The organism is Erwinia sp. AnSW2-5 (assembly GCF_045107195.1).
In the GTDB taxonomy this organism is placed as follows: Bacteria; Pseudomonadota; Gammaproteobacteria; order Enterobacterales; family Enterobacteriaceae; genus Erwinia.
Map to the genome: position 1 here is coordinate 500839 of NZ_JBJGXA010000005.1, position 12914 is coordinate 513752.

Here is a 12914-nt window from a genome sequence, read left to right on the forward strand (position 1 = left end):
AGGTTCCGCGTGCTAAAAGACAATTTCAACGATCTTATTTCCCTGATGGTGGTGGCGCAGGAACGCAGCTTTACCAAAGCGGCCGCGAAACTCGGGGTATCACAGTCGGCGCTCAGCCACTCGATTCGTGCGCTGGAAGAGCGACTGGACCTGCGTTTACTCACGCGCACCACACGCAGTGTGGCGCCCACGGAAGCCGGTGAACGCTTGATCAATTCCATCGGCCCGCGCCTGACAGAGATCGAGTCTGAGCTGATAGCCATTACCGAAATGCGCGATAAACCCGCCGGGAATATTCGGCTTACCGCTGGGGAGCACGCGGTGCAATCCGCCATCTGGCCTGCCCTGCAACCCTTTCTGCGCCAGTACCCCAATGTGAATGTGGAAATCACCGTTGATAACACCCTGACGGATATTGTCAGCGGTCGCTACGATGCCGGGGTACGTTTAGGTGAGCAGGTGGCGAAAGATATGATTGCGGTGCGTATCGGACCCGACTGGAGTATGGCGGTGGTCGGTTCACCGGACTATTTCACCCGCTATGGTCGCCCGCAAACGCCGCAGGACTTGCAGCAGCACAACTGTATTAATATGCGCCTGCCGACGATGGGTGGATTATATGCGTGGGAGTTTAAGAAGGATCAGCGGGAAATTCGCGTGCGCGTGGAGGGGCAGCTGATTGTGAACACCCTGGCACCGCGCATTGACGCCGCATTGTCCGGCCTGGGGCTGGCCTGCCTGCCGGAGGATACGGTGGCGGATCATCTTGCCAGCGGCAAACTGGAGCGCGTGCTGCTTGACTGGAGTGAGCCTTTTGTCGGCTATTACCTCTATTATCCCAGCCGTAAGCAGCACACTGCGGCATTTTCACGCCTGATTGAAGCATTGCGCTATCCGCAGCGTTTAGCTTCTGAACCTGAATAATAACCGGGCGAGCCTCCCTGCTCGCTCTGTCCGTCATCTCTTTTGATCCACTTACACCAGATACTGTTTAAACCAGGCGAGGGTTCGCTCCCACGCCAGATCCGCCGCCGCTTTGTCATAACGCGGCGTCGAATCATTATGGAAGCCGTGGTTCACGCCTTTATACACATAACCCTGATAGACTTTGTGCTGCTCTTTCAGCGCGGCTTCATACGCAGGCCAGCCCTCGGTGATGCGCGTGTCCAGCTCCGCATAGTGCAGCAGCAGCGGCGCTTTGATTTTTGCCACATCTTCCGCTTTCGGCTGGCGACCATAAAACGGCACGGCCGCACCCAGTTCGGGATAGGCCACGGCAGCCGCATTCGCTACCCCGCCGCCATAGCAGAAGCCGGTAATGCCCACTTTGCCGCTGGCGCTATCATGCTTCATCATAAATTCGATGGCGGCAAAGAAGTCGTTCATCAGCTTGGTCGGGTCAATCTGCTGTTGCAGTTCGCGCCCTTTCTCATCATTGCCCGGATAGCCGCCCACCGAACTTAATCCGTCCGGGGCCAGCGCGATAAATCCGGCTTTCGCCACCCGCCGCGCCACATCCTCGATATACGGATTCAGCCCGCGATTCTCATGCACCACCACCACCGCAGGCACTTTGCCGGTGATTTTCGCCGGGCGAACCAGGTAACCCTTCACGCTACCGTGACCCTGCGGCGACGGATAGTGAATATACTCCGCAAGAATATCGGGATCGGTAAACTCGACCTGCTGCGCATAGGCATAATTCGGCGTCAGCAAGGTGCCGAGTGCCGCCGCCGACAGGCCACCGACGACAAACTTTGCCGCGATATCGAGGAACTCACGTTTAGTGATTTTACCGTGTACATAGAAGTCAAAATATTCGAGCAGTTCAGGAGGGAAATCTTTTGCCGTCATACGTGTCATTTGGCAGGCTCCGTACGGTGCATAAAACGTGGGGCCGACTTTTTGCGGTCGGCCCGGTTTGGCAGGATAGCGCGGGAGTTACAGTTCCACGCTGTGACCCTGGATATCAGGAATAGCCTTAATCAGCCCCTGTTGCAAGTACCACTCGGCAACATGCTGAATATGCTGGCGCTGATCGGCACCGACTGATGACAGAGGAACGGTATTTACCTCGCCCAGCTGGTCACCCAGCCCTTCGCCCAGGCGGCCCATCTGCTGCGCCCAGATTTTCCCGGCTTCATGCGGGTGCGCTTTGGCCCAGACATTCTGCTCTTTCATCACCTGCCAGACGATTTTCACCACCTCCGGGTGCGTGCGGTTAAACTGCTCAGTGACGAAGTAACCGACGGCGTTTTCCGAACCCAGCTGTTTGCCGTTGGTCAGCAAACGCCCTTCGTAGCTCTGACGCGCCAGCGACAGGAACGGGTCCCACACCGCCCAGGCATCCACATGACCGCCGACAAAGGCACTGCCGCTGTCGGTCGGCGTCAGGTACTCTTTCTGCACTTCGCTCTCTTTGATCCCGGCGCTCTGCAACGCACGCGACAGCAGATATTCTCCGGTGCCGCCTTTATTCACCGCCACTTTTTTACCGCGCAGATCCGCCAGCGTTTTCAGCGTGGAGTCGTTGCGCACCACAATGCCTTCGCCATCGGGCGACATCGCCTGATAGCCAAAGAACACCAGCGGCAGCCCGGCGGCAATCGCGGTGACAAAGGCGGTGGAGCTGCCGGTAGTCATATCAATGGCGTTGGCATTCATCGCTTCATAAGCGGGTGCTGCCGAGGAGAACGGCCCTGCCCACACCAGTTTGACGTTATGCGCAGCCAGCGCTTTTTCCAGGCTGCCATTCTCTTTCGCCAGCGCCAGATCGGTCGGCGCACGTAAGAAACCAATCCTCAGGGTGATCTCATCGGCGGCCTGTGCCGTCATCGTCATCCCTAAAGCCGCAGCGACCAGCCAGCGCAGCACTCCCTTATTCATGCCTGTACTCCATTGTCGAGCGCGACGTTCATCGTCAGCGCCTGGGTGATAAATCGGGCGGCCAACAGATCGTCGGCCTGTTGTTGCTGCTCTGCCAGCAGTTCCGGGGTCACCCGGTGAATGCCCCACGGACGGGATCGAATGGTCGCGAGCCAGCTGGTCACGCTGAGTGAGCCGGAAAGATGCTGATGGATCAGCTCCGCCGCCTGCTGACCATTTTCGGCGATCCAGCGGTCATTCTCGGCCAGTATCGTCAGCAGTATATCCGCCTGCTGTGCAGACTGACGCAGCCAGCGCTCGCGGCACCAGAACAGGGAACGGTTACGGATCACCTCGCCCACCTGAACAAGGCAGCGCACCTTTTTAGCATCCTGTGCGGCGGTTAGCCAGGGATCGATAGAGGCCCACAGATCCACTCGTCCCTCGCGCAGTGCGCGGGCAGACTCACTGCCGTTGAGGTCGATCAGCTGGATATCGTCCAGAGTCAGGCCATTCTGCAACAGCAATCGGGCAAGGAAATGATCGGTAAAGGAGCCTTTCATGCAGGCAATGCGCGCGCCCTTGAGATCGCAGGCGTTCTGGCGCGGGCCGTCTTTCATCCCCAGCAGCGCACAGTTTGCCTTCCGGTCGGGTGAGGCCGCCAGATAAGCCACGTCGAGACCGTTGCCCTGTGCCAGTAGCGGCGGCGTGGAACCGGTGCCGACGACATCCAGCCGCTGCTCGGCCAGAAAGGTTGCACTGTCGCCGCCGTGCAGGTAATCCGTCCAGACCACCCCGCCATGCTGCGCGAGTGCCGTTTCCAGTACGCCGCGATGGCGCAGAATAAACAGGGAAAGATTGTTCGGGTGGCTGCCAATACGTAAGATCATCCGCGATCCTCCTGCTGGCCCACCGGGCTGTCCCACAGGTTGCTCCAGGTGAAGGTATTGCCGGTATCATCGGCCACGTGCGTCACGGTGGGTTGGTCCAGCGACAGACGCGGCAGCACCAGTTGGCTAAAGCGCTGTGCTTCTTCCACCAGCGGGAAGCCGGAGAGGATAAACACCTCCACCCCTGCCTGCTGATAGTCGCGCAGCACGCGCTCAACGGTTTCCGGGCTGCCGACAATCGCGGTGCCCGGCCCCGGACGGACCAGGCCAATGCCGGCCCACAGATTCGGGTAAATCTCCAGCTCGCGTGGGTTTTCCGGGCGGGCGTTATTGTGCAGTGCGCTCATGCGCGCCTGGCCGACAGAGTCCGATCCAGCAGCCAGCGCCTGGCAGGCCGCAATCGCTTTATCGTCCATTGAACGGTACAGCTCTTCTACCGCCTGCCACGCGGCGTCATCCGTTTCGCGCACAATCACATACAGGCGGATGCCAAAGCGCAGCGTGCGCTGATGCTGCCGAGCTTTCAGCTTAACGGCGGCAATTTTCTCTGCGGCCTGCGGCGGTGTTTCCCCCCAGGAGAGGTAGGTATCAATATGTTTTGCCGCGACGTCCTGCGCCGCTTCCGATGAGCCGCCGAACCACAGCGCAGGCGGTGGATAGCCGCCGTTGCCCAGCGCCAGGCGGGCATTGCTGATATGCAGGTGTTCACCCTCGAAATCCACCGTCTGTTCCGCCAGCAGCGGTTTCAGTACGGTAAGAAATTCATCGCTTAACTGGTAACGCTGGTCGTGTTCCAGATGCAGGCCATAAGCGCCCAGGGTATTTTTATCACCGCTCACCACATTGAGCAGCACACGCCCCCGGGAGAACTGATTAAAGGTCACCGCCATTTTTGCCAGCAGCGTGGGGGAAATCAGTCCAGGCTGGATCGCTATCAGGAATTTCATCCGTTGTGTCAGCGGGATCAGCGAGGCCCCAACAATCCACGGGTCGTGCGCCCCGGTGGCCAGCAGCGCGCCGGTAAACCCCAGATTATCCACCGCCTTTGCCACGTCCTGAAACCAGGCGTAGTCGATTTTACGACTGCCGGAGGCGGTCCAGGGCTGCGGCCCGTCGGGGGCGGTGAGATACCAGTAGATTTCCATTTAGGCTTCCTTCTTTTTTTGCCTGAAGTAAACGACAGCAATAACAAAGCCGCACAGGCAGAACAAAGAAGAAATCGGGGAAAGTTCAGCGTTAAAACGCATTTAGACAAAAAGCGGCTCTGCGGCCGCTGCTGTTTTCGGGTATTTCCGGCTATTGGCGTCAGATTATTTCATCAGCGTTAGCAGCTGGTCAGCCCCTTTATCAATGCCCACTTTAGCGGCAGCCAGAGAACCAAAGCTGGCCCCGACGTTCATTGCATTGGGATACTGCTTCGTCACCCAGGCCTGCAACAGCTGATGAGTATCGGCCTGATAGATCTCAACGGCGTAGCTGACAGAACCGTTCATCAGCCCTTCGCGCCCACGCACCGACTGCACGATATTGTACGGTCCACCCGCCAGATCGAACTTGGTGAACGTGCCCAGCACCGGCGTGGTGGTTTCGGCCCCGGTGAGCGTCAGCTTAATGCGCAGCGCCTGTGGCGAGGGATGCAGGCTGGGAGTAAAGCGGGTTTTCAGCACCTCGTTGCAGCGCTGATAGAGGTAGTCGGCCAGCTCCTGACGGTCGGCCTGGCTGAGATCGCCAAACTGATTATCCGCCCCCTGATAGACGATGACCGGATCCACCGTGACTGCGGTGTATTTTTTCCAGTCAACCTGGCCTGCGGTGCGCCACGGCTGGCGATAAGCATCTTCACCGCTGTTCGGCCGCAGCTGTTCAGCCGACGATAGCCCGGCATAACGCGGCGGCTGCATGCCCGCACAGCCTGCCAGTGTCAGCGAAAGTAATAATAATGACGTGCGAAAAACCTGGGATTGGGTAAACATCTGTTGCCTTCCTCATAAGTGAACCGTACTGTACGGTATAGTTATGCCCTGGCAGGATTTTTCTGTCAATAAAATGTACACTCGGGTTTATTTTTCGCGGGAGAGCCGATGAAAGTCCGTACTGAAGCACGCCGTGAGGCAATCGTGGAAGCTGCCGCGCAGCTTTTCCAGGAGATGGGTTACGAGCGCGCGTCAATGAACGAGCTATCGAAGCGCCTTGGCGGCTCCAAAGCCACGCTGTATAACTATTTTCCCTCGAAAGAGGAGCTGTTCAGCGCGGTGATCCGTACCTATGCCACGCAGCATCTGACGGAAGCCGCCAGCATACTGAACGATCCGGTGGCGAAAAGTGTCACGCTGGAAGAGAAGCTACAGCGCTTTGGCGAGCAGATGTTGCAAGTGATGACCACGGATAATACCGCCCTCTCGGTCTATCGCATGGTGGTGGGGGAAGCCGGGCATTCGGATATGGGGATGCTGTTTTATGAATCCGGCCCGCGTGAGAGCGTGGAAAAACTGGCGCGGTTGTTCTCGTCAGCGATGGATAACGGCACGCTGCGCCTCGGCGATCCGCAGGTACGTGCCTTGCAGTTTCTGGCACTGATTACCGCTGAAATAGAAGTGCGTATTTTCCAGCGTACCGCTCCGCCACTGAGCGAGAAGCGGGTACGCGAAATGACAGCCTGCGCGGTGCGGATGTTTATGGCCGGGGCAGGAAAATAATCTTCTCAATACGATGGTGAGGTTACTTGCGTGAGTGAATTACCTGTAGTCACGATTCAATATTGTTCCCAGTGCAACTGGATGCTGCGCGCCAGCTGGATGGCGCAGGAACTGCTGCATACCTTCAGTACCGATCTCGCTGCCGTTACGCTGATCCCCGGTACCGGCGGCGTGTATGAGATCACCGTTAACCAGCAGGTGATCTGGAACCGTAAAACCGACAACGGCTTCCCGGATGCCGCCGAGATCAAACGCCGCCTGCGCGCTGTCTGCTTCCCGGAGCGGGATCTGGGGCATATTGATCAGCACGTCAAACCCGCAGAATGAAAGCAGGCCGCCCAAAGGGCAGCCTGTTGTTATTTGTTCGGGAAAAACGTTACCAATTACCGTAGGGATATTTTTTCCCTTTGATAAAGTCTTCAGTATCTTTTCCGTACTCATAGCCGTTGGAAAACCGTGTTATTCCCTGGCAAATTTCTAATTTATCCCCGGACAGGGTTTTCAGCACGGACGGTGTGACGCGATAATTAGGCTCAGAACCACTCCCCTGTAACCAGACGGCGACTTTTCCCTCCGGGGCCAGACCAATTTGCACTCTGTCGTAATACGTCGCTCTTCCCCGGTGATCCCGGTACTCAGTCGGCCTGAGCATTTTTTCCAGAACGGGTTTGGGGATTGTCAGTAGGGTCTCATACACTTTTTTATCGATAATCGAGTCCCAGCAAAAAATAATAATTCGGGGAGGCCGCTTAACGTGATTCCAGTAGCCACCAGAGGCCCGATCCTTGTCATTCCACTCCCCAATAACACCGGGCAGTGCGGATGTGCGGTTCAGCGTGTTAAAGCGATAGTCGTTTCCATCAGCGTCAAGAACAGCGGCGAACGTCACCAGTGCTGGCAGCGCTTTCGGTGTAAAAAAGTCAAAAGTCCACTCTGTTTAACGTGATTCCAGTAGCCACCTGGAGCACGATCCTTGTCATTCCACTCACCGATAACTTTAGACAGATTGGGAGTACTGTTCAGCGTGTTAAAGCGAGAAACCGTACCATCTGCATCCTGAACGACAGCGAACGTCACCAGTGCTGGCAGCGCTTTCGGTGTGAAAAAGTCAAAAGTCCACTCTGTCGGCATAGCGTTATGCGCGGCGGTACCGGGCAAAGATTTCCCCTGACAGGCCGTCAGTATCAGTAACGGCAGCAGCCAGGTCGTGCGAGTTATTTCCATATTTCATTCCCATCCATATTGTAAACTGTACGCTGCCAGCGCTTATCCGGCCGGTTGGTTACCAATTACCATAGGGATATGATTTTCCCTTTATGAAGTCCGGTGTCTCTCCGTAATATTTATATCCGTTAGGATGTTTAGTTATTCCCTGGCAAATTTCTAATTTATCCCCGGACAGGGTTTTCAGCACGGACGGTGTCCATATTTCATTCCCATCCATATCGTAAACTGCACGTTAAGACAACAAATTGACCGCTAAGCCTCAAAGGATTTCAGGAAGATCCTTTGGGGGCTTAATAGGTTTATTACCAACTACCGTAAGGATATTTTTTCCCTTTGATAAAGTCTTCAGTATCTTTTCCGTACTCATAGCCGTTTGAAAACCGTGTTACTCCTTTGCAAATTTCTAATTTATCCCCGGATAGGGTTTTCAGCACGGACGGTGTGTATCAGTAACGGCAGCAGACAGGTCGTGCGAGTTATTTCCATATTTCATTCCCATCCATATTGTAAACTGTACGCTGCCAGCGCTCGTCCGGCCGGTTGGTGAACGTCACCAGTTTCGCCGGTTTAACCGCACCGCTGATCGTCCCCCGGTCATCTCTCACCACGCTGTTCCAGTTAGCTGAGCAGTGGATATATTTTTCGGCCAGCATCAGGATTTCCGGCGCGGTAAAGCCCGGTGCAGACTGACCACGCCTTACGGACCGGCCCATTGCAATTGCTTTTTCACACAGACTGTTTAGTTCTGCCCGCAGTGACAGGTGGTCATCTCTAGGCAAAATAGGATCAAACACCGCCCCGGCATCCTGCGCCGCATCAAGCATCACCCGCAGCACCACCTTCGACCAGTCGTTATAGGTTAGTCGCTCTATCACCAGCGCCGCAGCGCTGCGTTTTTGCAGCGCGCCGTAGCGATCGGCTGGCATTCTGTCGTCATGCCAGGTATCCACCTTCACCTCCACCGCATTCAGCAGCGGCGCTATCGTTGGAAAACCGTCCATCGCTGTAAGCTGCGCACAGGTTTGTCGGTAAATCCGCGTTTGCGTATCGGGGGTGGAGAGGGGGACGGTTTCAAACTCCGGCCGGGTAAGAAAACAGGCTTCGTGCTCTTCGGGGTTGTAGCCGCCGCCGATATCAGAGTGCGCCCCGGGCAGTGCCAGCTCCGGCCATGCCGGTTTCACGCTGTTCAGCGCAAAGTTAAACCGGCATTCGTGCTGCGCGGTGATATGGAACACTTTATCCGCCACACCCGGACGTAGCACCAGATTAACGTCCCCGGTATCGGCGCTGTGCGGATTGAGGCCATTAACCGGCGTCCCGATGGCCGCCACCGTATCAAATATGCCCAGAAAACGGTTTTTCCCGCCAGGCTTACCGGAAAACTCAACGCCATCCAGCCCGGCCTTAATCGCGGCAATAATCGCGCTGTCCTGACTGAACACCCGGTTAGCAAAGTGCCGCGCCGCAGCGGCTCCCCGGCTGAAGCCAAAAATATCAAACTGCAGCTCTTTGATGACGCAGGCACGGGCATCGGCGTGTCTGTTTAAATAACCCTGAATACCGGCAACCAGTGCAGCGACTGCTTTATCGGTTTTTCTCACCACGCCGGTATCGCCCCGGCCGGTGCCTATCCCGTAAGTGCTGTCGCCCGCCCCGTCTTCCGTACCGATACCTTCGATATACATAGCGTACTGACCGACTCCCGTATCAGGCTTCATATCCGGGTTGTACAGCGTATTCAACCAGTATACGTTGGTGTAGTAACCAAGATAACTTCCAGCGGCGGCGCCACTGTGGCCACGTTTTAGTCGGACGCACTGGGAATACACAGATCCAGCATCAGCATAATTCATTCCGAAATGTTCACCGGAACAGGCGGCCTGACGGTCACCGCTGTTATTCGCATTGTTACCTGTGCCATCAAAGAACACGCCGAGGGTCAGCGTGATTTCCCGCTTCTTCCTCGCAGCCTGTGCATGCTGTTCAGGCTCGCCGGACTGCTGTGCCTTTTTCTCCGCTGCCCTGGCTCGTTCGGCCGCCCGCCCGGCGTTGCAGTCGCTCTGGTAAGTATGCGAGCGAACAGACGGGACAAAGCGGGCGCGACAGGGGCAGGTACTAAAACTGTCCAGCGAACCCGCCCACTCTTTCGGGGCACCGTTCACCGAGTAGGTGTCCCCCATCCCACCGCAGACGCGGAACAGCCCTTCGTGCTTCCCGCAGGTCACCGGGTCACCTACCCTGACCTGCTGACGAACAACCCCATCAATGTGGTAAGTATCATCAGACGCACCAGAGACAATGCGGCCTCCGCAGGTGGTTTTATCCAGGTGATAGAGAAAATATCCTGTAGCCATAATCCCTCATGAATACAATGGTTATAAAGTCAGCGCATCATACCTCAATCATGACTTAACCCAAATCACAGGTTTCTGATTACCGGGATGCGGCAGACATAAAAAAGGCCGATCATCATCGGCCTCAGGTATCAGCAGGAAACAGTAATCAATCAGAAGTCGACATTCACACCCAGCTGGAAGTTACGTCCTGGCTGGACGGCCAGTGAGCGGTCGTTGATATCCCTCTGAGTTTCCCCGGTCATATTACGGCTGCTGAGATAATCCCAATATTTACGATCGGTCAGGTTATATATCCCGCCACTCAGTTTGACGTTCTTCGTTACTTTCACCCAGGCCGTCATATCCACCATGCCGTAACCCGGCACGCGCGCATATTCCGTTGTGGAATCGGTCAACGCAGCCCCGGTGTTCATGTAGCTGTTGCGATTGGTGCTCTGCGCCTGCTTCCCTTTCACAAAGGTCGCGGTGATCGCCGTGCCGAAGCGCTGCGCCGGATCGTCAAACCCTACGCCAACCACGGCTTTCATCGGGGCGACGCTGTCGAGGTCAACATACTTGTCGCCATCATAGCGGGATTTTGCCTGGCCTTTGTTATAGCCGAGTGCGAAGGTGGTGCTCAGGCCGTTAACCGGTTCAAACCAGGTGCCGTAGTTGATTTTGGTGCTGACTTCCCCGCCCCAGATATAGGCTTTATCGCGGTTTTCGGCCTGATAAATAGTGCCAATATTCGCCGGAACGTTGACGAACTTATCGGGTGCAGTAGCGCGAGAATAGCGCGTTGAAGCAATAAAGTTCTTGTAGGTGTTGTAGAACATCGCGCCTTGCAGCGTTACGCCTTCCGTCGCCTGGCCCTTTACGCCCCATTCAAAGTTGTTACTGGTTTCCGTCTCCAGATCGGTATTGCCCAGCAAGGCATACTGGCGGTTGGCTAAATAGTTGGAACCAAGGTTCCATGAACCATACAGCTGGCTGGCGTTCGGGAACTGCGCGCCGCGCTTGTACTGCACGTAAGTCATCAGCTGCGGGGTAATATCATAGTTGAAACTGATGGACGGCAGCAGCTGCGTATCGCTGTTGGTTTTCCCGTACAGCTTCTCCGCATCGGCTGGCGTCAGCACATCCGTGCCCGCGGCCATATTGCCGAGGTTCTGCGGTTTGGTTTCCTGATGTGCCACGCGCACGCCCGGCACCACGGAGAACGCATGTCCATCAAGGTCAAACGCAATGCTGTCCTGCACAAACGCACCCAGCACCAGGGTACGGCTGTCGCCCTCAGGTTTGGTGGTCATGCTGGTGCCGCTCTGTGCCGGAGACTGGCTGAACGGGCGTTCGGTTTCTGAAATGCGCCCGTTGATCCCCGCCAGCAGGTCGTGGCGCCCCAGGGTTTTAGCCAGCTGGGCTTCGTAGCCGTACGTTTCCACGTTGTAGTCAGAGTAAACGCGTTGCAGGGTACCGGTGGTGCCTAACGGCATCAGCGTATTGTCGTGCGCTTCGGTGTGCTGGTAATAGATTTTATTGCTCAGGCTGTCGACCCAGTCGTTACCCGGTGTCCACTCATCTTTCAGGCTGACGCCCCAGCGGCGGGTGTTACTTTGCTGATTCGCATCGCCCAGTAAGGTATTGCCGTTATTGTCCCAACTGTCGTAACGGCTGTGATTCACCTTGCTGTAAAAATCGACCGTTCCGGTCAGCTTGTGCTCATCGCTGGGCTGCCAGATACCGGAAGTCAGCAATGCATCGGAGTGCCAGTTTTCCGGGTATGCGTCGAGTTCATCGCTGTTATTACGGGTCTGCTGACCATCGCGGCGGCTGTACACCATCAGGCCTCGCAGGGTTTCATCCCCGGCGGCGGCGGTAATGCCGTTGTGCCAGCTGCGGCTGGAGGAGTCGTAATCGCTCTGGAAACCAAATGCGGTGTGTTTACCCGGCGTCAGGTAATCATCGGCGGATTTTGGCAGGAAGGAGACGGCGCCGCCGAGTGCCGTGTTGGCTCGCTGCGTAGACGTTGCGCCGGATTCAATCTCAACGCGGCCGTAGAGGTAAGGGTCAATATAGTCACGGCCAATGCCGAAGGTGTTCACCCCGGCACGGCTGGCGTAGCTGCGCCCGGTCGCTTCTGGCTGCGGGATGCCGTCGACGTCCAGCGCCACGCGGTTACCTTCCAGGCCACGGATGTTATAACCGGTGTAGCCGCCACGGTCGAAGCCGCTTTTTCCTGAGGAAGAACCACTGCTGCTGCCTACCGCGCCGATCAGCGGTTGATAACGCATAATGGTGCCGAAGTTATTGCCACCGCGCTGCTGCATATCGGCAGCATTAATGGTGACTGAACTTCCTGCCAATTTCTTCACTTCTGGCGACAATACGGTCATCACTGCATCATCCTGCGGCGTGTTTTTTTGGCGCGCTTTAGCGGCCGAGTCATCGGTCTGCTCAGCAGCGGTAAGAGGGGTGGAGACGGCAGCGGTGAACAGTGTCCCTACAACGAGAGACGTGTGCAGTAACCCCGTGCGGGATGGAAACTTAATCATGCGAAATACCTGCGATATTATTATGGGTATTCGCTCAACAACGGCTTCAAAAAGAACACATAACAAGACCCTGGATCAGGGTAAACAGCTTTATAATTTGAGGTATCATATACAAATGATAATCATTATCAACAATAATGTTGCAGATGATTGCGATTTACTGCGTCATTAGTTCTTTTGTTTTACATTTGAGAGGCAGGTACTGACGTAACGGGGTGACCGAAAAAGAAGGTCATCCCCTGAGGTATCCCCATAAAGTAAGATCGGCATGACGAGCAGTCGACCAGTGAAGCTGGTCTGCACGTGATGTTGAGCAGGGTGCGGGCCCTGTTTTACGGGGCGATCGGA

The 12914-nt window shown here is 56.1% G+C and carries 10 protein-coding genes and 3 pseudogenes; 3 read left to right on the forward strand and 10 right to left on the reverse strand.

Going from position 1 to position 12914, the window contains the following annotated elements:
* Positions 1-9: 9 nt before the first annotated feature.
* Positions 10-924, forward strand: a complete 915-nt coding sequence (locus ACFL9S_RS06705) for a LysR family transcriptional regulator (RefSeq protein ID WP_405261050.1) — start codon at positions 10-12, stop codon at positions 922-924.
* Positions 925-975: 51 nt separating this feature from the next.
* Here the strand turns inward: ACFL9S_RS06705 and yghX are convergent, their stop codons facing one another.
* The 5 genes from yghX to ACFL9S_RS06730 form a co-directional block, all read right to left on the reverse strand.
* Positions 976-1863 carry a YghX family hydrolase gene (gene yghX / locus ACFL9S_RS06710; RefSeq protein WP_405261051.1) on the reverse strand — a complete coding sequence of 296 codons (888 nt, stop codon included), beginning with the start codon at positions 1861-1863 and terminating at the stop codon, positions 976-978.
* A 78-nt stretch (positions 1864-1941) separates the two neighbouring features.
* Positions 1942-2886 (reverse strand): aliphatic sulfonate ABC transporter substrate-binding protein, encoded by a 945-nt coding sequence (locus ACFL9S_RS06715; protein WP_405261052.1) that lies wholly within the window; start codon positions 2884-2886, stop codon positions 1942-1944.
* Positions 2883-3755 carry an ABC transporter substrate-binding protein gene (locus ACFL9S_RS06720; protein ID WP_405261053.1) on the reverse strand — a complete coding sequence of 291 codons (873 nt, stop codon included), beginning with the start codon at positions 3753-3755 and terminating at the stop codon, positions 2883-2885. Before ACFL9S_RS06720 ends, ACFL9S_RS06715 begins: the two co-directional genes overlap by 4 nt.
* A complete protein-coding gene (locus tag ACFL9S_RS06725) occupies positions 3752-4900 on the reverse strand; it encodes an LLM class flavin-dependent oxidoreductase (protein ID WP_405261054.1) in 1149 nt (382 codons plus the stop codon). Before ACFL9S_RS06725 ends, ACFL9S_RS06720 begins: the two co-directional genes overlap by 4 nt.
* A gap of 165 nt (positions 4901-5065) precedes the next feature.
* Entirely contained in the window at positions 5066-5728 is a 663-nt protein-coding gene (locus tag ACFL9S_RS06730; RefSeq protein ID WP_405261055.1) for a DUF3313 domain-containing protein, read from the reverse strand.
* 108 nt (positions 5729-5836) lie between these two features.
* Here ACFL9S_RS06730 and ACFL9S_RS06735 point away from each other — a divergent pair, with 108 nt between their 5' ends.
* Both ACFL9S_RS06735 and ACFL9S_RS06740 read left to right on the forward strand, forming a co-directional pair.
* Complete coding sequence (locus tag ACFL9S_RS06735) at positions 5837-6451, forward strand: TetR/AcrR family transcriptional regulator (protein WP_405261056.1); 615 nt, start codon at positions 5837-5839, stop codon at positions 6449-6451.
* 30 nt (positions 6452-6481) lie between these two features.
* Complete coding sequence (locus ACFL9S_RS06740; protein ID WP_405261057.1) at positions 6482-6778, forward strand: SelT/SelW/SelH family protein; 297 nt, start codon at positions 6482-6484, stop codon at positions 6776-6778.
* A 49-nt stretch (positions 6779-6827) separates the two neighbouring features.
* On the opposite strand, the pseudogene ACFL9S_RS06745 reads toward ACFL9S_RS06740, so the two are convergent.
* From ACFL9S_RS06745 to ACFL9S_RS06765, 5 genes and pseudogenes are all read right to left on the reverse strand, one after another.
* Positions 6828-7388, reverse strand: a pseudogene (locus tag ACFL9S_RS06745) (DUF2931 family protein); the annotation flags it as partial.
* A pseudogene (locus ACFL9S_RS06750) lies at positions 7385-7675 on the reverse strand (hypothetical protein); the annotation flags it as partial. The pseudogenes ACFL9S_RS06750 and ACFL9S_RS06745, both read right to left, overlap by 4 nt.
* Positions 7676-7733: 58 nt before the next feature.
* A pseudogene (locus tag ACFL9S_RS06755) lies at positions 7734-7871 on the reverse strand (type VI secretion protein); the annotation flags it as partial.
* A 283-nt stretch (positions 7872-8154) separates the two neighbouring features.
* Positions 8155-10032 (reverse strand): PAAR domain-containing protein, encoded by a 1878-nt coding sequence (locus ACFL9S_RS06760; protein WP_405261058.1) that lies wholly within the window; start codon positions 10030-10032, stop codon positions 8155-8157.
* Positions 10033-10184: 152 nt separating this feature from the next.
* Positions 10185-12566 (reverse strand): TonB-dependent receptor domain-containing protein, encoded by a 2382-nt coding sequence (locus tag ACFL9S_RS06765; RefSeq protein WP_405261059.1) that lies wholly within the window; start codon positions 12564-12566, stop codon positions 10185-10187.
* Positions 12567-12914: the final 348 nt, after the last annotated feature.

Bases quoted from the DNA above. Each gene is read 5' to 3' on its own strand.
- yghX (WP_405261051.1), bottom strand. From the start codon at position 1,863: ATGACACGTATGACGGCAAAAGATTTCCCTCCTGAACTGCTCGAATAT.
- ACFL9S_RS06715 (WP_405261052.1), bottom strand. From the start codon at position 2,886: ATGAATAAGGGAGTGCTGCGCTGGCTGGTCGCTGCGGCTTTAGGGATG.
- ACFL9S_RS06720 (WP_405261053.1), bottom strand. From the start codon at position 3,755: ATGATCTTACGTATTGGCAGCCACCCGAACAATCTTTCCCTGTTTATT.
- ACFL9S_RS06725 (WP_405261054.1), bottom strand. From the start codon at position 4,900: ATGGAAATCTACTGGTATCTCACCGCCCCCGACGGGCCGCAGCCCTGG.
- ACFL9S_RS06730 (WP_405261055.1), bottom strand. From the start codon at position 5,728: ATGTTTACCCAATCCCAGGTTTTTCGCACGTCATTATTATTACTTTCG.
- ACFL9S_RS06735 (WP_405261056.1), top strand. From the start codon at position 5,837: ATGAAAGTCCGTACTGAAGCACGCCGTGAGGCAATCGTGGAAGCTGCC.
- ACFL9S_RS06760 (WP_405261058.1), bottom strand. From the start codon at position 10,032: ATGGCTACAGGATATTTTCTCTATCACCTGGATAAAACCACCTGCGGA.
- ACFL9S_RS06765 (WP_405261059.1), bottom strand. From the start codon at position 12,566: ATGATTAAGTTTCCATCCCGCACGGGGTTACTGCACACGTCTCTCGTT.